The 20614-nt window shown below is 71.5% G+C and carries 18 protein-coding genes; 13 read left to right on the top strand and 5 right to left on the bottom strand.

The window, feature by feature from the left end; genetic code table 11:
- Positions 1–911: protein kinase domain-containing protein (locus B8W67_RS04035; protein WP_085302336.1), on the bottom strand; the 911-nt coding region annotated here is incomplete at its 3' end.
- 95 nt (positions 912–1006) lie between these two features.
- Between B8W67_RS04035 and B8W67_RS04030 the strand changes: the two genes are divergently transcribed.
- Positions 1007–1411, top strand: a complete 405-nt coding sequence (locus B8W67_RS04030; RefSeq protein WP_085302334.1) for an Rv2175c family DNA-binding protein — start codon at positions 1007–1009, stop codon at positions 1409–1411.
- Here the strand turns inward: B8W67_RS04030 and B8W67_RS04025 are convergent.
- Entirely contained in the window at positions 1405–2862 is a 1458-nt protein-coding gene (locus B8W67_RS04025; RefSeq protein WP_275329546.1) for an alpha-(1->6)-mannopyranosyltransferase A, read from the bottom strand. The two genes, B8W67_RS04030 and B8W67_RS04025, sit on opposite strands and share 7 nt — an antisense overlap.
- A 55-nt stretch (positions 2863–2917) precedes the next feature.
- On the bottom strand, positions 2918–3967 hold the full coding sequence (gene idsA2, locus B8W67_RS04020) for a bifunctional (2E,6E)-farnesyl/geranyl diphosphate synthase (protein WP_084229020.1): 1050 nt from the start codon (positions 3965–3967) through the stop codon (positions 2918–2920).
- Positions 3968–4242: 275 nt separating this feature from the next.
- On the opposite strand from idsA2, the gene B8W67_RS04015 reads away from it, so the two are divergent.
- Positions 4243–5127 carry a mycobacterial-type methylenetetrahydrofolate reductase gene (locus B8W67_RS04015; protein WP_069393516.1) on the top strand — a complete coding sequence of 295 codons (885 nt, stop codon included), beginning with the start codon at positions 4243–4245 and terminating at the stop codon, positions 5125–5127.
- Positions 5128–5163: 36 nt separating this feature from the next.
- Here the strand turns inward: B8W67_RS04015 and B8W67_RS04010 are convergent, their stop codons facing one another.
- Together B8W67_RS04010 and B8W67_RS04005 are read right to left on the bottom strand one after the other, a co-directional pair.
- Positions 5164–5892, bottom strand: coding sequence for an LppM family (lipo)protein (locus B8W67_RS04010; protein WP_163797007.1), 729 nt, complete (start codon positions 5890–5892; stop codon positions 5164–5166).
- A 23-nt stretch (positions 5893–5915) separates the two neighbouring features.
- The gene (locus tag B8W67_RS04005) at positions 5916–6557 is read right to left on the bottom strand and encodes a GNAT family N-acetyltransferase (protein ID WP_085302362.1); all 642 of its coding nucleotides are present in this window, start codon (positions 6555–6557) and stop codon (positions 5916–5918) included.
- 266 nt (positions 6558–6823) lie between these two features.
- Here B8W67_RS04005 and B8W67_RS04000 point away from each other — a divergent pair, with 266 nt between their 5' ends.
- From B8W67_RS04000 to murG, 11 genes are all read left to right on the top strand, one after another.
- The gene (locus B8W67_RS04000; RefSeq protein ID WP_069393514.1) at positions 6824–7234 is read left to right on the top strand and encodes an SCO2097 family morphological protein; all 411 of its coding nucleotides are present in this window, start codon (positions 6824–6826) and stop codon (positions 7232–7234) included.
- 358 nt (positions 7235–7592) lie between these two features.
- Positions 7593–8024 (top strand): division/cell wall cluster transcriptional repressor MraZ, encoded by a 432-nt coding sequence (mraZ, locus tag B8W67_RS03995; RefSeq protein WP_069393513.1) that lies wholly within the window; start codon positions 7593–7595, stop codon positions 8022–8024.
- Positions 7999–9210 carry a 16S rRNA (cytosine(1402)-N(4))-methyltransferase RsmH gene (gene rsmH, locus B8W67_RS03990; protein WP_109561702.1) on the top strand — a complete coding sequence of 404 codons (1212 nt, stop codon included), beginning with the start codon at positions 7999–8001 and terminating at the stop codon, positions 9208–9210. The genes mraZ and rsmH overlap by 26 nt, the downstream gene beginning before the upstream one ends.
- Positions 9211–9575: 365 nt before the next feature.
- Entirely contained in the window at positions 9576–10190 is a 615-nt protein-coding gene (gene ftsL / locus B8W67_RS21650; protein WP_133056037.1) for a cell division protein FtsL, read from the top strand.
- Positions 10187–12175 (top strand): peptidoglycan D,D-transpeptidase FtsI family protein, encoded by a 1989-nt coding sequence (locus B8W67_RS03980; protein ID WP_085302324.1) that lies wholly within the window; start codon positions 10187–10189, stop codon positions 12173–12175. Before ftsL ends, B8W67_RS03980 begins: the two co-directional genes overlap by 4 nt.
- Before the next feature lie 83 nt (positions 12176–12258).
- Positions 12259–13776 carry a UDP-N-acetylmuramoyl-L-alanyl-D-glutamate--2,6-diaminopimelate ligase gene (locus tag B8W67_RS03975; protein ID WP_085302360.1) on the top strand — a complete coding sequence of 506 codons (1518 nt, stop codon included), beginning with the start codon at positions 12259–12261 and terminating at the stop codon, positions 13774–13776.
- Positions 13773–15287: a UDP-N-acetylmuramoyl-tripeptide--D-alanyl-D-alanine ligase gene (locus tag B8W67_RS03970; RefSeq protein WP_085302322.1), complete on the top strand. Its 1515-nt coding sequence runs from the start codon at positions 13773–13775 to the stop codon at positions 15285–15287. Before B8W67_RS03975 ends, B8W67_RS03970 begins: the two co-directional genes overlap by 4 nt.
- Positions 15284–16363 (top strand): phospho-N-acetylmuramoyl-pentapeptide-transferase, encoded by a 1080-nt coding sequence (gene mraY / locus B8W67_RS03965; protein ID WP_085302358.1) that lies wholly within the window; start codon positions 15284–15286, stop codon positions 16361–16363. Before B8W67_RS03970 ends, mraY begins: the two co-directional genes overlap by 4 nt.
- 13 nt (positions 16364–16376) lie before the next feature.
- Positions 16377–17837, top strand: coding sequence for a UDP-N-acetylmuramoyl-L-alanine--D-glutamate ligase (murD, locus tag B8W67_RS03960; RefSeq protein ID WP_085302320.1), 1461 nt, complete (start codon positions 16377–16379; stop codon positions 17835–17837).
- A gap of 6 nt (positions 17838–17843) precedes the next feature.
- Positions 17844–19457, top strand: a complete 1614-nt coding sequence (ftsW, locus tag B8W67_RS03955; RefSeq protein ID WP_085302318.1) for a putative lipid II flippase FtsW — start codon at positions 17844–17846, stop codon at positions 19455–19457.
- Complete coding sequence (gene murG / locus B8W67_RS03950; protein ID WP_085302316.1) at positions 19454–20596, top strand: undecaprenyldiphospho-muramoylpentapeptide beta-N-acetylglucosaminyltransferase; 1143 nt, start codon at positions 19454–19456, stop codon at positions 20594–20596. Before ftsW ends, murG begins: the two co-directional genes overlap by 4 nt.
- The last annotated feature ends 18 nt before the right edge of the window (positions 20597–20614 follow it).

The following is a 20614-nucleotide window of genomic DNA, read 5'->3' as shown; positions in this document are numbered from 1 at the left end:
GGCACCGGGCGGGTCGTCTGCGCGGTGGGCGCGCTCAGCGCGGCAGCCGAGCGATGCTCGGCGGAGTCGCGGGGGGCGGGGACCCGGAAATCCGGCAAGGCGAGCTCGTCGGCGACGACCTCCACCGCGGCCGCCATCTGCGCTGCATCGGCGTAACGTTCTGACGCCTCCCGCCGGGTCGCCCGGGCCACCAGCGCGTCGAATTGCGGTGGCACCCCGTCGATCGCCGCGCTCGGGCGCCCCACGTCGCGGTCGAGGCGCTGATAGGCCACCGTCAGCGCCGTGTCCCCGACGAACGGCGTGCGCCCGGTGAGCAACTCGTAGGTGAGCACCCCCACCCCGTAGACGTCGCTGGCGGGCCCGGCGTCGCCGTGACTGACCTGCTCGGGGGACAGATAGGCGGCCGTGCCCAAAATGACACTGGTGGAGGTGATCCCGGCGGTGGCCACCGCGCGCACCAGCCCGAAATCGGCGACCTTGACCTCACCGTCGTCGGAGATCAGCACGTTCTCCGGTTTGATGTCGCGGTGCACCAACCCCGCCCGGTGGGCGGCGGCCAGCGCACCGAGCACCGGACGCAGCACCGCGACCACCGCGTGCGGCGGCATCGGTCCGCGTTCGGCCAGCAACTCCCGCAGCGTCCCGCCACTGACCAGCTCCATCACCAGGAACGGGTGTTGGGCGTCGAGCCCCTGGTCGTAGACGGCCACCAGTCCGGGGTCTTTGAGCCGCGCGATCGCGCGGGCCTCCATCTGAAACCGGGTCAGGAACTGGCGATCCCCGGCGTAGCGGCCGTCCATCACCTTCACCGCCACCGGCCGGTCCAGCCGCAGATCCAGGCCGCGGTACACCGTGGAGGTGCCGCCGGCCGCGATGGTCGCGTCGACCCGGTAGCGGCCGTCCAGCACCATCCCCTCAAGCCCGGACTGCACCGCGTCATCTTAAAGGGTCGGCGGCGGTTCGCCCGGACACCGGGCGCGCGCGGACGGGTCCCTAGACTGGGTGCGTGAGCAGTGTTCCCGCCGGCGAGGACGTGTTGAGCCCCGACGAACCCACCTACGACCTGCCCCGGGTCGCCGAGCTGCTGGGGATACCGGTTACCAGGGTCCACCAGCAGTTGCGCGACGGGCACCTGGTCGCCGTGCGTCGCGACAAGGTGGTGGTGGTCCCGCAGGTCTTCTTCACCGACGGTGGCGCGGTGCTCAAACACCTGCCCGGCCTGTTGGCGCTGCTGCACGACGGCGGCTACCGCGACACCGAGATCCTGCGGTGGCTGTTCACCCCGGACCCGACGCTGAGCGCGCTAAGCGACGGCATGCGCGAGGCCGCCGACAACGCCCGTCCCATCGACGCGCTGCATTCCCATCAGGCCCGTGAGGTGATGCGCCGCGCGCAGGCGATGGCCTATTGACCGGCGGGCACCGCGGTGTCGGCGCGCCGCCGGTACAGCCAGTACCAGGCGCCGAGGGCGGCGGTCGTGGCGACCGCGACGTGCGCCCATGAATACATCCCATGGGCGCCATCGGGTTTGAAGATCACCATCACCCAGGTGGAGAACCCGGCGATGGCGGCGATCCCGGCCGGGGTGGTGATCAGCGGTGCCGCCACCGCCAACGGCCAGCTGTAGTACCAGGGCAGGGCGGCCGGCACGAACAACACCACGATCAGCATCGCCCAGGCGATCCCGGTGAGTGCGGCGCGGTCGTCGCGGCGGAAGTGCCACCACAACAGCGGCAGGGCGACCGCGATGATCCCGATGCCGACGAGTCGGGTGAGGTGCAGCACGCTGTAGAAATCGACGGGCATCACCAGCCCGCCCACGGCGTGGGAGAGGTTGGCCACCGCCGTGGGCACGGTCAGCCAGTTGATGATCTTCACCGAACCGGCCAGCGCGGTCAGCCAACCCAGCCCGACCCCGGCTGCGGTGGACAACACGGCGAACACGGCGACGAAGACCGCCACCGAGGCGGCCGTCGCGGTGGCGAACGCCGCCGGGGTGCCCAGCGCACGACGGTCACGCAGATGGCGCATCCACACCCACACCAAAAACGGCAACGCGATGCCGGCGGTGGCCTTGATCGCCACCGCCACCCCCACCAGGGTGATGCCGCTGAGATGACGGCCGTCGAACGTCAACGCGATCCCGGCGGTCATCAACCCCACCATGAGCATCTCGTTGTGCACCCCGCCCATCAGGTGGATGAGCACCAGCGGGTTGAGCACACAGATCCACATCGCCGCCGCCGGGGCGCCGCCGACGTGGCGGGCCAGCCGCGGCGTGGCCCACATCAGCAGCGCCAGCCCGGGCAGCATGCACAGCCGCAGCAGCGCGGTGCCGAGCACCACGTTGTTGCCGGCCAGCATCGTGATCAGCTTGGCGATCAGGATGAACGCCGGGCCGTACGGGGCGGTGGTGATCGTCCAGATCGGGCTGACGTCGTCGAGCAGCGGGTTGGGGTTGTCGACCGGCCCGACCACGTAGGGATCCAGGCCGTCGCGCAACAGGGCGCCCTGGGCCAGATAGGAGTAGGTGTCGCGGCTGAACACCGGCACCGACACCAGCAGGGGCGCCAGCCAGAACCCGGTGGTCACCGCCATGGTCACGGTGCTGACGGTGCCGTCGAGAACGCGTCGTCCCAGCCGCAGCCAGGCCAGCAGCATCACCGCCACCCCCAGCCACAACGCCACCGAGGAGATCACCAGGCCGTGGCCGAATCGCAGCCACGACAGGTGCATCGACTCCAACAGCGGGTCGGTGATGCGGGTGCTGCCCGCGCCGAGCCCGCCGACGGTGATCAGTGCGGCCCCCAGGCAGCCCTGCACCGCGGGGCGGCCCTCGGCGCTGGTGGCGAACGCCCACAGGTCGCGCGGGGTGCGGCCCGCGGTGCGCGACGGGGGAGTCGGGGCGCTCACCGGGTCAGGCCGACCTGTGGGTGGCCAGGCTGGCCAACTCGGCGAGCCCGGCCCGCGCCGCCGGGTCGATCTGGGCGCCGTCGAGCACGGCGATGGCCTCGCGGGTCAGGGTCGCGATCCGATCCTCGACCGCGGCCAGCGCCCCGACCGATTCGATGATCTGGCACAGTTCGCCGATCTGCTCGTCGGTGAGGTCGGTGCCCACCCCGGTGCGCAACCGGTCGGCGCCGGCGGGGTCGGTGCGGTCGGCCAGCGCGACCGCCTCCGCCAACAGCACCGTGCGTTTGCCCGACCGCAGGTCGTCGCCGCTGGGTTTTCCGGTCACGGCCGGGTCGCCGAACACGCCCAGCACGTCGTCGCGCAGTTGAAACGCCACCCCGATGTCGGTGCCGAACCGGTGGAAGGCGGCGTGGATCTCGGGGCGCTCACCGGCGGCGGCCGCGCCGAACTGCAGCGGCCGCGACACCGTGTAGGAGGCGGTCTTATAGGTGTTGACCGCCATCGCCGACTCGATCGACTCCGCCCCGCTGGCCTCGTTGACGATGTCGAGGTACTGCCCGGCGAGCACCTCGGTGCGGATCGCCGACCACACCTTCTGTACCCGCCGACGGGCCGCGGTGGGCAGGTCGGCGTCGGCGACGATGTCATCGGCCCAGACCAGCGCCAGATCGCCGAGCAGGATCGCCGCGGAGATGCCGAACTGGTCGGGCAGGCCGTGCCACCGGCTTTCGCGGTGCAGCCCGGCGAACTGGACGTGGGCGGTGGGCTTGCCGCGGCGGGTGGCCGACGCGTCGATGACGTCGTCGTGCAGCAGCGCGCAGGCGTGCAGCAACTCCAGCGCCGAGCACAATCGCAGTGTCCCCGGGTCGGCGTCACGGCCGCTGACCGCCCGCCAGCCCCAGTAGGCGAATGCCGGGCGCAACCGTTTGCCGCCGCTGAGCACGAACTCTTCGAGGCTGGTCACCAGGGTGTCGTAGCCGCCGCCGATGTAGGCGGTCTCGGCGCGGCGCTCGCGCAGATAGCGCTGCAACTGTTCGGTGATGGCCCCGGCCAGCTCGACCGCTGACGGCGGCCCCGCTTCGACGCTCAGCGCCGCACCCCTCTCTGCTCACCGGCGGGATCCCCGCCATCGGTGCACTTAGCGTAGCCGGGTGGGGCTGCGGGATCTGAAGGTAGCGGGCACCGGGTCGCCGGCAGCCGCGTCGACGTGGCGGGGCCGACCGCGGTGCCGGTCGGTAGGGTGATGGCCCCGATGGGAATCGCACCGATGCGGGGTGCCCCGCCGACAGCGGTCGCCGCCGCGGCACCCGGGAGTCAAAAGGAGAACCTGTGACGCTGAACAGCATCGTGCTGGAATTGGTGCCACCGAACGTGGAGCACGGCCGGCAGAAGGCGCTGGAGGAAGCGCACAAGGTGGTGCGGTTCGCCGAGGAGACCGGGGTCGCCGGGCGCATCGGACACGTGATGATGCCGGCGATGATCGAAGAGGACCCGGACCGTCCGGTGGCGATGAAACCGAAACTCGACGTGCTCGATTACTGGTCGATCATCGGTCCGGAGCTGCCCGGGATGCGGGGACTGTGCACCCAGGTCACCGCGTTCATGGACGAGGCGGCGCTGCGTCAGCGACTGGGGGCGCTGCGCTCCGGCGGGATCGACGGCGTGGTGTTCGTCGGGGTGCCGCGCACGATGGCCGACGGGGAGGGTTCGGGCGTGGCGCCGACCGACGCGCTCACGCTGTATCAGGATGTGGTGGCCGACCGCGGGGTGGTGTTGATCCCCACCCGCGACGGCGAGCAGGGCCGGTTCGGCTTCAAATGCGACCAGGGCGCCACGTTCGGGATGACCCAACTGCTCTACTCCGACGCGATCGTGGAGTTCCTGACGACGTTCGCGCGCACCACCGACCACCGTCCGGAGATCCTGCTGTCGTTCGGGTTCGTCCCGCAGCTGGAGACGCGCCGACGGTTGATCAACTGGCTCATCCAGGACCCCGGCAACCCGGCGGTCGCCGCCGAGCAGGAGTTCGTCGCCCGGCTCGCCGACAGCAGTCCCGACCGCAAGCGGGCGCTGATGGTCGAGCTGTACCAACGGGTCATCGACGGCGTCGCCGACCTGGGATTCCCGCTCAGCATCCACCTGGAGGCCGCCTACGGCGTGTCCAAGCCGGCGTTCGAGACGTTCGCCGCGTTGCTCGACTACTGGGCGCCCTGAGGGCAGGCCGCGCCACTCGGGGCTGCTCGGCCCTGCTCAGCCCTCTTCATCGACGGGGGCGCCGACCGCGGGGGAGCGGTCGCGCACCTGCCAGGCCAGTAGCGCCACCAGCGCGGCCACCGCGAAGGCGCCCAACCCGAGCCAGGTCGCGGCCCGAATGAACGAGCGGGTGCTCGGGTCGGTGTAGCGCGCTTGGGCGCTCATCGTGGACACCACCCCCGGCGCCGGGTTCCACTCCACCATCTCGGCGGTGAGCCGCTTGCCGTCGGTGGAGACCACCTCGCCGGGGAAGGTCACCGTCAGCCGGATGTCGGCCTCGGAGGCGCCGGGCGCCTCGGAGTCCTGCAGCCCGGTCAGATCCACCCGGCCCTCCAAGATCACCAGGTCCCCGGAGCGGCGCAACGTCAGGTTCATCCCGGCGGCATCGGGATTCATCCCGGCCAGCTGTGGCAACTCCCCGAAGGTCAGGTCGGAGAAGACCGCCTGCGAACCGACATAGCCGTCGCGGTTGTATTTCGAGACCGCCACCTTGCGGCCGAACGGCAGGTCGGCATTGAGCTGCGGGCCCAAATCGGCGTCGTTGCGCGGCTTGGCGGCGGCGATGATCTGTCCGGAGACGGTGTCGTCGGGGGAGATGGTGATCGACGCCTTGACCCGCACACAGCCGACCATCCACGGGGCCACCAGCAACAGCAGCAGGGCGATCGTCGCCAGGCGGCGCGTCCCGCCGCGACGGGACGCGAGAGTACGGCGCCGAGGATCCACCCGGTCATCGTGCCAGACGCAGGTCACAGCGGCAGGCGGCGGCCCAAAATCGCGAACGGTCGCGGGTCGCCGACAAAACGGTGCTCACGGATCACGTCGGTGAAGCCCAGCCGCCGGTACAGCCGCCACGCCCGGTTGCCCTCGCCGCGGCTCTCCGGGGTCGACAACAGCACGCCGGCCTCCGGACGTCCGGTGAGCAACCGACGCAGCAACGCCTCGCCCAGGCCCCGGCCCTGGGCCTGCGGATGGATGTGCAACTCGGTCAGCTCGAAGTAACTGGACAGCAGCGCCGCGATCTGCGATTCGGACAGCCCGCCGTGGCGCAGGCCGACCGCCACCTGCTGCTGCCACCACTGATCGGGGCCGCCGCGGTAGCCGTAGGCCACCCCGAGCAGCGGGCCGTCGCGCAGCGCGCTCGCCGACGGGAGCGCGGCGTCGCCGGGTGCGGCCTCCCGGGCCCGGGCGTCCTCAACATCCCGGACACCGTCGACCTTGACGGCGGCCACCGCCTTCCAGCCGGGCCGGTGGGTGTGCTCCAGCCACATCGAGGCGCGCTGCTGCTCGGTGCCGGGCGGATAGCCCATCGCCGCGACGTAAACCCCCAGGGCGTGCTCGAGACGGACGGTCAACTCCGCGGGCGACCAGTCGCACAGGAACGTCGCCACGATGCGCTGCCCTCCTCCCGGCCCGCGATGGTCCACCCGCTGCGGGCGTCACCGGCCATTATCGGAGCCGCCCCCCGCGGTGAGCCCCCGCGGGGCGCCGGTCGGCGACCGGCGCCGTGGTGAACTCGTCGGTGCGCTCAGCCCGCTACAATCAGGGGAACCCAGTGGTACAGCGCGGATCGACCTCGTAGTATGAGGGTAGCTTCCGGGCGTACCGAGTAGCTGCACGCTTTACTCACTTCGGATCTGTCGGCAAGGAGGGACGAATGCCACTCTCCGATCATGAGCAGCGCATGCTCGATCAGATCGAGAGCGCTCTCTACGCCGAAGACCCCAAATTCGCCTCGAGCGTGCGCGGTGCGCGGCTGCGGACCCCCTCGACACGTCGACGGCTGCAGGGGGCGGGGCTGTTCGTCGTCGGACTGATCCTGTTGGTCTGCGGTGTCGCGTTCACCGCGACCATGCTCGGCGGGTTCCCGGTTCTCAGCGTGCTCGGATTCGTCCTGATGTTCGGTGGCGGTGTGTATGCGATCACCGGCGCCGCGGACGCGGCCGCACCGCCGGCCGACGGCGCGGAAGACGCCGACCCGGCCCCGCCGCGCCGGGTCAAAAAGGGTGCCGGGGGTTCCTTCACCAGTCGGATGGAAGACCGGTTCCGGCGCCGCTTCGATCACTGAGCGACCGGCCCATACCCGTCACGGGGCAGCGATACCGCTGCCCCGTTTTTGTGCCGTCCGGGCTCGTCCGGCGGTGACGCGGTCGGCGGCGCCGCCGCGGTAGGGCGGACACGCCCGGGCGCCCCGGCCGGCATCCGGTTTCCCCCACTTCCCCCCACCGGGCCGTTGTCGGGACTGAACTGGGGTTTTCCTTGGTCACGCAGCCTCGTTCTCGGGTTTGTCCACCGTGGATGGGGGAGTTGTGGGGACGCAACGCATTTGTGACCTCACGAAATGGTCTCGGGTGGGGAGTTGTGGGGTATTGTGGCGGAAGTTGGCGAGCGGGGTAGGCACTCCGGAGGACGGCGGGAGGTGCGCGATGTTTCTCGGCACCTACACGCCCAAGCTCGACGACAAGGGCCGGCTGACCTTGCCGGCGAAGTTTCGGGACGCACTGGCAGGAGGGTTGATGGTCACCAAGGGCCAGGACTACAGCCTGGCGGTCTACCCCCGCGAGCAGTTCGAGCAGCTGGCCCGTCGGGCTGCCTCGGCCTCGCGGAGCAACCCCGAGGCCCGGGCCTTTCTGCGCAACCTGGCCGCGGCCACCGATGAACAGCGCCCTGACGGCCAGGGCCGGATCACCCTGTCAGCCGATCACCGTCGCTACGCCAACCTCGCCAAGGACTGCGTGGTGATCGGTTCGGTCGACTACCTCGAGATCTGGGATGCCCAAGCCTGGGCCGACTACCAGCAAACCCACGAAGAGAACTTCTCCGCGGCCACCGATGACGCGCTCAGCGACATTATCTGAGACGCCCGTCCGTGCGGCGTGGCCTCTGCCCGAGCCGACCCTGACGTACTTCCCCAACGCCAGGTTCGCGATATCGGACAGGGACCTCGCTGCAGGGGCGGGGCCGCGGGATCACACGAAAAGGCCACCGGTTCAACCGGTTCCACGGGTGCGAAGGGCAGGTGCCGCGATGACCGACACCGGTGCGGCCGCCGACTTCGGTCACCTTCCCGTGCTCGCCGAGCGGTGCCTGGAGTTGCTCACCCCGGCGCTGAGCGATCAGCCCGACGGACGTGGTGCGGTCCTGGTCGACGCGACCGTGGGGGCCGGCGGGCACGCCGCGGCGTTTCTCACCGCGTTGCCGCAGTTGCGGGTGATCGGCCTCGACCGTGACCCCAGCGCTCTGCAGATCGCCGCCGACCGGCTCGCCCCCTGGGGTGAGCAGGTGGCCTTGATCCACACCCGCTACGACGGCATCGCCGACGCGGTGCGCGGTTGCGGATTCGCCGCGCACGGTTCGGTCCGGGCGGTGCTGTTCGACTTGGGCGTCTCCTCGATGCAACTCGACCGGGTGCAGCGCGGATTCTCCTACGCACAGGACGCACCGCTGGACATGCGGATGGACCCGGGCCTGCCACTGACCGCCGCCGACATCCTCAACGACTACCAGCGCGACGAGATCGCCGACATCCTGCACCGCTACGGCGAGGAAAAATTCGCCCGCCGAATCGCCGATCACATTGTGCGTCAGAGGAAGTCCACACCCTTTCGCTCCTCCGGGCAGTTGGTCGAGTTGCTCTATGAGGCGATCCCCGCGCCGGCACGGCGAAGCGGGGGACACCCGGCAAAACGGACGTTTCAGGCGCTGCGTATCGCGGTCAACGACGAACTGGAGGTGTTGCGGCGGGCACTGCCGGCGGCCTTGAACCTCCTCGGTGTCGCCGGCCGCTGTGCGGTGCTGGCGTATCAGTCCCTGGAGGACCGCATCGTCAAGCAGGTGTTCACCGCTGCCAGCGCTTCTCGCACCCCGGTCGATCTACCTGTCGAACTACCCGGTCACGGCGCGGAGTTCCGGTCGCTGACCCGTGGGGCGGAACGGGCCGGCCCCGACGAGATCGAAAGCAACCCACGCAGCGCGGCGGTGCGCCTGCGAGCGGTGCAGCGCATCGCGCCGCCACAGCAGGTGATGAGAAGGGGTGAGCAGTGAAGGTCAAGCGCCAGACACCGAAGCGCGGCGAAGCCCAGCGCCGGCAGCGCCGGCCGGTGCCGGATCCGGCGGACACCAAGACCCGCCGGCGCACCCCGGCCGCCTCGCAGCGGAACCGCTCGCGCACGGGCCGGCCCGCCGCATCGGTCGCCGAGCGCACGGCCCCGCGGACCGGACCGCAGACCACCCCGCGCGCCCGGGGTCCGGTGCGGGCGGCGAAGACCACTGGGCAGGCGCAGGCCCGGGCAAAGGCACGAAAAGCCAAAAAGCCTCAGGTTGTTCGGGTTCCGCTGCGTGAGCGCCTCGTACACCGTTGGGCTGCGATCGACCTTCGCCCGCGCACCCTGGTTTCCAGGGTACCGTTCGTGGTCGTTGTGATCGGCTCGCTGGGGCTCGGTCTGGGGCTGACGTTGTGGCTGTCCACCGATTCCGCCGAACGGTCCTATGAATTGGGCAAGGCCCGCAAGACCAATCAATTGCTGTTGCAGCAGAAAGAGGCGCTGGAACGCGACGTGCTCGAGGCGCAGGCCGCGCCGGCGCTGGCCGAAGCAGCCCGCAACCTCGGCATGATCCCCTCGAAGGACACCGCCCACCTGATCCAGGACCCGGCCGGTAACTGGGTCGTCGTGGGAACTCCCAAACCCGCCGAGGGTGTACCTCCGCCGCCATTGAACGTCAAACTGCCCGAAGAGGATCCCTCTCCGCCGCCCCCGCCGCCGAACCCGGTCGAGGTGCCGGTTCGCGTTGAGGAGAACCCGCAACGAGCGGCGACGCCCAGCGGCCCGGAGGTCCTCATCCGCGTTCCCGACGGGTCGACCACGCTCGGCACGGAGCACCTTCCTCAGACCCCGCAGGCACAGGCCCCCGGTCCGGTGGCCCAGGGGCCCGCACCGGGCCCGGCGCCCCAGCCGCCTGCCCCCGCGCCCGCGCCCGTCGCAGCGGCACCGGCGGACCTGCCCGCCCCCGAGGCCGCACGGTGAGCCGCCAACGCAACCCCCGCCGGCCAGCAACGACCGGCGCCCGCACGAAGAAACCGGCCAAATCCGCCCGCGGCCGCAAGCCCGCGACCGCGCGCACCCAAGCGACGTCGACCCCCGCCGTAGCCCCGGCGGTCCGATCGGCGCGCAGCCGTCGCACCCGCGCCGCCGACCGGATCGCCTCGCGCACCGCGTCGTTCGCGTTCCGGCAACGTATCGGCGTCGGGGTCATCTTCGCGGTGTTGATCGTCGTCGCCGCCCAACTGTTCATGGTGCAGGTTCCCCGTGCGGCGGGACTGCGCGCTGAGGCCGCCGGCCAGCTCAAGGTGACCGATCGCGAACAGGCGTTGCGCGGCAGCATCATCGACCGCAACAACAACAAGCTGGCGTTCACCATCGAGGCGCGCGCCCTGACCTTCCAGCCGACCCGGATCCGCAAACAGCTCGCCGAGGCCAAGGCGAAGGATCCCTCGGCAGTGGACCCGAACCGGCGGCTTCGCGACATCGCCAAGGCCGTCGCCGGACACCTCGGCAACAAGCCCGACTCCGCCACGGTGCTCAAGAAACTGCAAAGCGACGACACCTTCGTGTATCTGGCCCGCGCGGTGGACCCGGCGGTGGCCACCGCGATCACCACCGAATACCCGGAGGTCGGCGCGGAACGGCAGGACCTGCGCCAGTACCCGGGTGGGTCGTTGGCGGCCAACATCGTCGGCGGCATCGACTGGGACGGCCACGGGCTGCTGGGCCTGGAGGACTCCTGGGACGCGGTGCTCGCCGGCACCGACGGGTCGGTCACCTACGACCGCGGGTCCGACGGGGTGGTCATCCCGGGCAGCTACCGCAACCGGCACAGCGCGGTCGACGGCGCGACGGTGCAACTCACCCTCGACGACGACATCCAGTTCTACGTCCAGCAGCAGGTGCAGCAGGCCAAGAACCTCTCCGGCGCCAACAACGTCTCGGCGGTCGTGCTCGACGCGAAAACCGGTGAGGTGCTGGCGATGGCCAACGACAACACCTTCGACCCCGCCCAGGACATCGGGCGCCAGGGCGACCGCCAGATGGGCAACCCGGCGGTGTCCTCGCCGTTCGAACCCGGATCGGTGAACAAGGTGGTCACCGCCGCGGCCGCCATCGAGGCCGGACTGACCAACCCCGACGAGGTGCTGCAGGTTCCCGGCTCGATCGACATGGGCGGGGTCACCGTCCGTGACGCCTGGAACCACGGTGTGGTGCCCTACACCACCACCGGGATCTTCGGGAAATCCTCCAACGTCGGCACGTTGATGCTCGCTCAGCGACTCGGCCCGCAACGCTGGTTCGACATGCTGCGCAAGTTCGGTCTCGGGCAGCGCACCGGGGTCGGGTTGCCCGGGGAGAGCGCCGGGCTGGTCCCGCCGATCGACCAGTGGTCGGGCAGTTCGTTTGCGAACCTTCCGATCGGGCAAGGTCTTTCGATGACCCTGTTGCAGATGACCAGCATGTATCAGACCATCGCCAACGACGGCGTGCGGGTTCCACCGCGCATCGTCAAGGCCACCATCGCCTCCGACGGCTCCCGCACCGACGAAGAGCGGCCCGAGGGAGTGAGGGTGGTCTCGGCGCGGACCGCGAAGACGGTGCGCAACATGTTGCGCGCGGTGGTTCAGCACGACCCGATGGGTTACCAGCAGGGGACCGGCTCGGCGGCGGCGGTCGAGGGCTACCAGATCGCCGGCAAGACCGGCACCGCCCAGCAGATCAACCCGGCCTGCGGCTGCTATTTCGACGACGTGTACTGGATCACCTTCGCCGGGATGGTCACCGCCGACGACCCGCGCTACGTCATCGGGCTGATGATGGACAACCCGCACCACGCCGCCGACGGGTCGCCGGGAACGTCGGCCGCTCCGTTGTTCCACAACATCGCGTCCTGGTTGCTGCAGCGGGACAACGCTCCGCTGTCGCCGGACCCCGGCCCGCCGTTGACGCTGCAAGTCTTGTAAAACGTCCCCAGGCGGCGTGGCTCCGCTGCCGGCGCACCCCTGGATACAGTGGCAGGGCCGACAACGGGACGGAGGTGATGACGATGGCCGAGCGCACGCGCCCCACCGGCCTCGCCGGTGTCGCGTTGTCGCAGCTGGCGGCCCGGTTCGACGCCGTGGCCGCCGCTGACAGCGCCGAGGAGGCCGTCACGGTCACCGGGGTGAGCCTGCGGGCGCAGGACTGCGGGCCCGGGGACCTGTTCGCCGCGCTGCCCGGGGCCGTCACCCACGGTGCGCGCTTCGCCGCGCAGGCCATCGCCGCCGGCGCGGTGGCGGTCCTCACCGACGCCGCCGGGGTGGCCGAGATCGCCGAACCGGCCGGCGTTCCGGTGCTGGTGCACCCCGCCCCGCGGGCGATCCTGGGGGAGTTGGCGGCCGTCGTCTACGGCCGTCCGTCGGCGCGGTTGCCGGTCATCGGTATCACCGGCACCTCCGGCAAAACCACCGTCAGCTATCTGGTGGAGGCGGGCCTGCAGGCCGCCGAGCGTCGCGTCGGGCTGATCGGGACGGTCGGGGTGCGCATCGACGGGGTCGCGATCCCCAGCGCCTTGACCACCCCGGAGGCGCCCGATATCCAGGAGCTGTTGGCGGTGATGATCGAGCGTGGCGTCGACACCGCGGTGATGGAGGTATCCAGCCACGCGCTGAGCCTGGGCCGGGTCGACGGACTCGATTTCGCCGTCGGCGCCTTCACCAACCTCTCCCGCGACCACCTGGACTTCCACGCCAGCATGGTGGAGTACTTCGAGGCCAAGGCCCGGTTGTTCGACCGTCGCTCACCGCTGCACGCGCGCCGCGCGGTGGTCTGCGTCGACGACGAGTCCGGCGTCGAAATGGCCCGGCGCGCCGAGGCCGTGGTCACCGTCAGCGCCACCGGGCGCCGTGCGGACTGGCGTGCCGAGGCGGTGAGCACCACCGTCGACGGCGGGCAGGAATTCAGTGTCACCGACCCGGCCGGTGTGCACCACCGGGTCGGCATCGGCCTGCCCGGCGACTACAACGTGGCCAATTGTCTTCTGGCGTTGGCCGTGCTCGACAGCGTCGGGGTCTCCCCGGAACAGGCGGCGCCGGGGCTGCGTGACGCGCAGGTGCCGGGCCGGATGGAGGCGGTGCGCCGGGGGCAGGACTTTCTGGCACTGGTCGACTACGCCCACAAACCCGGTGCGCTGCAAGCGGTGTTGAGCGCCCTGCGCGGCGGTGACGGCCGGCTTGCGGTGGTGTTCGGCGCCGGCGGCGACCGGGACCGCGGCAAGCGGGAACCGATGGGACGCATCGCCGCGGAGTTGGCCGACCTGGTGGTGGTCACCGACGACAACCCGCGCAGCGAAGATCCGGCCACGATCCGCCGGGCCATCATGGCCGGGGCGGGCAGGGGTCCGGCCGAGGTCGTCGAGATCGGTGACCGTGCCGAGGCGATCGCCCACGCCGTCGGCTGGGCGCGCACCGGCGACGTGGTGCTGGTGGCCGGCAAGGGGCACGAACGCGGGCAGACCGCCGGGGGACAGACCCGGCCCTTCGATGACCGGCAGGAACTGGCCGCGGCTCTGGAGCGACGTTCGTGATCGCGATGAGCGTCGCCGAGATCGCCGAGATCGTCGGCGGTCGGCTCTGCGACATCACCGCGTCGCAGGCCGCGCAGACCTACGTCGACGGCACCGTGGAGTTCGACTCACGCCGGATCTCTTCCGGGGGACTGTTTTTGGCCCTGCCCGGCGCACGGGTCGACGGTCATGAGCACGCGGCGGCCGCGGTGGCCGCCGGTGCGGTCGCGGTGCTGGCCGCGCGGCCGGTCGGGGTCCCCGCGATCGTGGTGGATCCGGCGCCCGGTGACCGCAGCGCCGGGGTGCTCGAACACGACCGGGACGGGTCGGGCGCGGCGGTGCTGGCCGCGTTGGCGGCGCTGGCCGCCGCGGTCGCCGCGCGACTGGTCGCCGGCGGGCTGAGGATCATCGGGGTGACCGGATCGTCGGGGAAGACGTCGACCAAAGATCTGTTGGCCGCGGTACTGGCCCCGCTCGGTGAGGTGGTGGCCCCGCCGGGCTCGTTCAACAACGAACTCGGCCACCCGTGGACGGTGCTGCGGGCCACCGAGGACACCGCCTATCTGATCCTGGAGATGTCGGCGCGTCACCGCGGCAACATCGCCGCCCTGGCGGCCATCGCCCCACCGTCGATCGCGGTGGTGCTCAACGTCGGCACCGCCCACCTCGGCGAGTTCGGCTCCCGCGAGGCCATTGCGCAGACCAAAGCCGAACTGCCCCAATCGGTCCCAGAAACCGGCGTCGTGGTGCTCAACGTCGACGACCCGGCGGTTGCGGCGATGGCCGCCACCACCGCCGCGCGGGTGGTCCGAGTCAGCCGAGTCGCGCCCCCCGACGCTGCCGAGGCCGACACCGTCTGGGCCGGGCCGGTGCATCTGGACCCGCTGGCCCGTCCGCGCTTCACCCTGCACAGCGCCGCCGGGTCCGTCGAGCTCACCCTCGGGGTCCACGGCGACCACCAGGTCGGCAATGCGCTGTGCGCCGCCGCGGTCGCGCTCGAGTGCGGCGCCACCCTCGATCAGGTGGCCGCGGCGCTGGGCCGGGCCCAGCCGGCCTCGGCGCACCGGATGGCGGTGCACACCCGCGCCGACGGGGTGACCGTGATCGACGACTCCTACAACGCCAACCCCGACTCGATGCGCGCCGGACTGCAGGCGCTGGCCTGGATGGCCCGCCAACAGCAGACCCCGCGGCGCAGTTTCGCCGTCCTCGGGGAGATGGCCGAACTCGGCGAGGACGCAATAACCGAACACGATCGCATCGGCCGATTGGCGGTGCGCTTAGATGTTTCTCGACTTATCGTCGTCGGAACCGGGAGAGCTATGAGCGCCATGCACCACGGAGCGGTCATGGAAGGTTCGTGGGGAGCGGAGTCGATCATGGTCGCCGACACCGATGCCGCGTCGGCGGTGCTGGACCGTGAGGTGCGGCCCGGCGACGTCGTGCTGGTCAAGGCGTCGAACTCCGCCGGGTTGGCCGCGGTCGCCGAGGCTCTGATCGCCGGGCCCGGCGGATCGGACGCGTGCCCGTGATCCAGATCCTGATCTCCGCCGGCGTCGCGCTGACGGTCTCCATCTTGCTCACCCCGGTGCTGATCCGGCTGTTCACCCGGCAGGGGTTCGGCCACGAGATCCGCGAGGACGGCCCGCCGAGTCACCGCACCAAGCGCGGCACGCCGTCGATGGGCGGGGTCGCGATCGTCGCCGGCATCTGGGGCGGCTACCTGGCCGCCCACCTGGCGGGGCTGTCGTTTCACGGCGCGGGGCCGTCGGCCTCCGGGCTGCTGGTGCTCGCGCTGGCCAGCGCGTTGGGCGTGGTCGGGTTCATCGATGACCTGATCAAGATCCGCCTCTCCCGCAACCTGGGCCTGAACAAGACCACCAAGACCGTCGGCCAGGTCAGTGCCGCGGTGATCTTCGCCGTGCTCGCGCTGGGCTTCCGCGACGCCGACGGACTGACCCCCGGCAGCCAGCAACTGTCCTATGTGCGCGAGATCGCCACCGTCACCCTGCCGGTGCTGGTGTTCATCTTGTTCTGTGTGGTACTGGTCAGCGCCTGGTCCAACGCCGTCAACTTCACCGACGGCCTCGACGGGCTGGCCGCCGGTGCGATGGCGATGGTCAGCGCGGTGTATGTGCTCATCACCGTCTGGCAGCACCGCAACGCCTGTGCGATCACCCCCGAGTTGGGCTGCTACAACGTGCGCGACCCGCTGGACCTGGCGTTCGTGGCGGCGGCCACCGCCGGGGCGTGCATCGGGTTCTTGTGGTGGAATGCCGCGCCGGCCAAGATCTTCATGGGCGACACCGGCTCGCTGGCGCTCGGCGGCATCATCGCCGGACTCTCGGTGACCAGCCATACCGAGATCCTCGCCGTCGTGCTCGGGGCGTTGTTCGTCGCCGAGATCGCCTCGGTGGTCATCCAGATCGTCGCCTACCGCACCACCGGGCGCCGGGTGTTCCGCATGGCGCCGTTCCACCACCACTTCGAGCTCCTCGGCTGGGCAGAGACCACGGTGATCATCCGGTTCTGGCTGCTCACCGCGATCGCCTGCGGGCTGGGTGTGGCGCTGTTCTACGGCGAATGGTTCGCCACGGTCGGCGACTAGCGAGGTCGCGGCAATGGGCTCGCTGGAACCGCTGAGCGGCGACGGGCCGGTGCTGGTCGCCGGGGCGGGGGTGACCGGGCGCGCGGTGCTCGCCGCGCTGGCGCCGCTGCCGGTGCGGCCCACCATCTGCGACGGCGACCCGGCGACGGTGCGGTCCTTCGCCGAGGCGGGAGTCACCGCGATCAGCACCGCCGAGGCCACCCGCGCGATCGGCGACTACCGGCTGGTCATCACCAGCCCCGGGTTCGCTCCCGGCGCCCCGGTGCTCGCCGCCGCCGACGCCGCCGGCGTGCCGATCTGGGGCGATGTGGAGCTGGCCTGGCGACTCGACCGCGCGGCGGTGTATCGCCCGCCGCGGCGCTGGCTGGTGGTCACCGGCACCAACGGTAAGACGACCACCACCGCCATGCTCGCCGCGATGCTCACCGCCGCCGGGTTGCCGGCGGTGGCCTGCGGCAACATCGGCGACCCGGTGCTGACCGTGCTCGACGGCCCCGCCGAGGTGCTGGCGGTGGAGGCGTCGAGCTTTCAGCTGCACTGGGCGCCGTCGCTGCGGCCCGACGCCGGGGTGGTGCTCAACATCGCCGAGGACCACCTCGACTGGCACGGCAGTATGGCCGCCTACGCGGCGGCCAAGGCCCGCGCGCTGACCGGCCGGGTGGGTGTCGCCGGCCTCGATGACCCCGTCGCGGCCGCGCTGCTGGCCGCCGCGCCGGCCGCCACCCGCGTCGGTTTCCGCCTCGGCGCACCCGAGGCGGGGCAGTTGGGGGTGCGCGACGGCTGGTTGGTCGACCGTGCCTTCGCCGAGAACGTGCCGCTGGCGCCCACCGACGCCATCGGGGTGCCCGGGCCGGTCGGGGTGCTCGACGCCCTGGCCGCCGCCGCCTTAGCGCGGGCGGTGGCGGTTCCCGCGGAGGCCGTCGAGCGCGCCCTGCGCGGGTTCTCCGGCGCGCCGCACCGCGGCGCGGTGCTCACCGTCGCCGACGGGATCCGCTACGTCGACGACTCCAAGGCCACCAACCCGCACGCCGCCGAGGCCGCGATCACCGCCTACCCGCGGGTGGTGTGGGTCGCCGGCGGGCTGCTCAAGGGCGCCTCGGTCGACGACACCGTCGCGCGCGTCGCCTCCCGGCTGGTCGGGGCGGTGGTGATCGGACGCGACCGGGCCGAGATTGCCAAGGCGTTATCACGACACGCGCCGGATGTGCCCGTCATCGAGGTGGTGACAGGGGAGGATGCTGGTGTGCGTGAGACTGGTGAGCCTTCTGTGACTATTGAGACTCGTTGGGTCGGGTCCGGTGGGGGCAGCCTGGGCACGCGGGTGATGACCACCGCCGTCGCCGCCGCCCGCGAGCTGGCCCGCCCCGGGGACACGGTGCTGCTGGCCCCCGCCGGCGCCTCCTTCGACCAATTCGCCGGCTACACCGACCGCGGTGAGGCGTTCGGTGCCGCCGTGCAGGCCGCGACGCGGTAGATCGCCGTGCGTAGCGCGTTAGCCCGTCTGTTGCCCCGGCGCGCCACCGGCGCGTCCGCTGAGGATGCTCAGACCACGGAGAACACCGAAGCCACGGAGAACACCGATACCGGTACCGAGACCGCGGTCACCGGCCCGGCCTCGCGGTCCGCCGCGGCGCGCGGGCGCTCGCTGGGCGCCTCCCTGGTCGCCGCGGTGGCCATGCGGGCGAGGTTCGGCACCTGGCTGGGCCGGCCGATGACGTCGTTTCACCTGATCATCGCGGTGGCGGCGCTGTTGACCACCCTGGGGCTGATCATGGTGCTCTCGGCCTCCGGGGTGCAGTCCTACAGCGACGACGGCTCACCGTGGGTCATCTTCGGCTGGCAGGTGCTGTGGACACTGGTCGGGCTGGCCGCGTTCTACGTGGCGCTGCGCACCCCGGTCTGGCTGATGCGGCGCACCGCGTTCACCGCGTTCGCCCTCAGCATCGTGCTGCTGGTGCTGGTGCTGATCCCCGGCATCGGCACCATCTCCAACGGGTCGCGCGGCTGGTTCGTCGTCGCCGGGCTGTCGATGCAGCCGTCGGAGCTGACCAAGATCGCGTTCCTGGTCTGGGGGGCGAACCTGCTGGCCAGCCGACGGATGGAGCGGGCGTCGCTGCGCGAGATGCTGGTGCCGCTGGTGCCGGGCGCGGTGTTGGCGATGGGCCTGATCCTCGCCGAGCCGGACCTGGGCCAGACCGTCTCGATGGGCATCATCTTGCTGTCGCTGCTGTGGTTCGCCGGGCTGCCGCTGCGGGTGTTCGCCAGTTCGCTGGCCGCCGTGGTCGCGGTGATGGCGGTGCTGGCGGTCACCGAGGGCTACCGCAGCGACCGGGTGCGGTCCTGGCTGGATCCCGGCGCCGATCCGCAAGATGCCGGATATCAGGCCCGGCAAGCCAAATTCGCGTTGGCCAACGGCGGATTCTTCGGCAACGGGCTGGGTCAGGGCACCGCCAAATACAACTATCTGCCGCACGCCCACAACGACTTCATCTTCGCGATCGTCGGCGAGGAACTCGGCTTCCTCGGTGCCGCCGGGTTGCTGCTGCTGTTCGGCCTGTTCGCCTACACCGGCATGCGCATCGCCCGCCGCTCCGCCGACCCGTTCCTGCGGTTACTCTCCGCGACCACCACGATGTGGGTGCTCAGCCAGGTCTTCATCAACGTCGGCTACGTCGTCGGCCTGCTCCCGGTGACCGGTCTGCAGCTGCCGCTGATCTCCTCCGGCGGCACCTCGGCGGCCACCACCTTGCTGATGATCGGCATCATGGCCAACGCCGCCCGACACGAACCCGAGGCGGTGGCCGCGCTGCGTGCCGGGCAGGGCGACCGGATGAACCGCCTGCTGCGCCTGCCACTGCCCGCGCCGTATGCGCCCAGCCGCACCGAGGCGCTGCGCGACCGGCTGCGCACCCGCCCGCAACCCGCGCGCGCCCCGCGCCGCCCCGACCGGCAACCGCCGCGTCCCGCGCGCTCCCGGACCGCTGCCACCGCCGCACGGCGGGCCGGGCATCATGGAAGCGGCCAGCGCCGTGCTGGCCCGCGACGCCCCCGGTCGGGACGCGCGGCGGCATTGGAAGGTCCTCGTTACGGGTGAACGACACGCTCAGACAGCCAGGCCGCCCCTCCCTGTCGGTGGTCCTGGCCGGTGGGGGCACGGCCGGGCACGTGGAACCGGCCATGGCGGTCGCCGATGCGGTGCGGGCAGTCGATCCGACCGCGACGATCACCGCGCTGGGTACCGCGCGCGGCCTGGAGACCCGGCTGGTCCCCGAACGCGGCTACCCCCTGGAGTTGATCACCCCGGTGCCGTTGCCGCGCAAACTCAACCGGGACCTGCTGGCGCTGCCGCTGCGGGTGCGCCGCGCGGTGCGACAGACCCGCGCGGTCCTTGAGCGTGTCGACGCCGACGTGATCATCGGATTCGGCGGCTATGTGGCGTTGCCGGCCTACCTGGCGGCGCGTCGACGACGCGTGCCGGTGGTCATCCACGAGGCCAATGCGCGCGCCGGGCTGGCCAACCGGGTGGGGGCCCGCAGCGCCGCGCGGCTGCTCGCCGCGGTGCCGGACTCGGGATTGCGCGGCGCGGACGTGGTCGGCATTCCGGTGCGGGCCGCGATCACCGACCTGGACCGGCCGGGCCTGCGGTCGGCGGCGCGGGCACACTTCGGTTTCGCCGACGACGCCCGGGTGCTGCTGGTGTTCGGCGGCTCGCAGGGTGCGGCGTCGATCAACGCCGCCGTCGCCGGCGCCGCCGCGCCGCTGGCGGCCGCCGGGGTGTCGGTGCTGCACGCCCACGGCGCCAAGAACACCGTGCACCTGCCCGACCCCGCTCCCGGGGACCCGCCCTATGTCGCGGTGCCCTACCTGGACCGGATGGACCTCGCCTACGCCGCGGCCGACCTGGCCATCTGCCGGTCCGGGGCGATGACGGTCGCCGAGGTGTCCGCGGTGGGGCTGCCCGCGGTGTATGTGCCGCTGCCGATCGGCAACGGCGAACAACGCCTCAACGCCCTGCCGGTCGTCGACGCCGGTGGGGGACTGCTGGTCGCCGACGCCGAGCTCACCCCGCAGGTGGTCGCCGACACCGTCACCGGACTGGTCAACGACCCCGCGCGGCTGGCCGCGATGACCGCCGCGGCCGCCGGCGTGGGCCACCGCGACGCCGCCGTCCACGTCGCCCGGGTCGGCCTGGAGCTGGCGGCGGGGCACCGGGCGGCGCGGAGCGGCCGGTGAACCCCGCGGATTCCGCCG

The sequence above is a fragment of the Mycolicibacillus koreensis genome, assembly GCF_002104795.1.
In the GTDB taxonomy this organism is placed as follows: domain Bacteria; phylum Actinomycetota; class Actinomycetes; order Mycobacteriales; family Mycobacteriaceae; genus Mycobacterium; species Mycobacterium koreense.
This window is presented reverse-complemented; position numbering and strand designations above follow the sequence as displayed.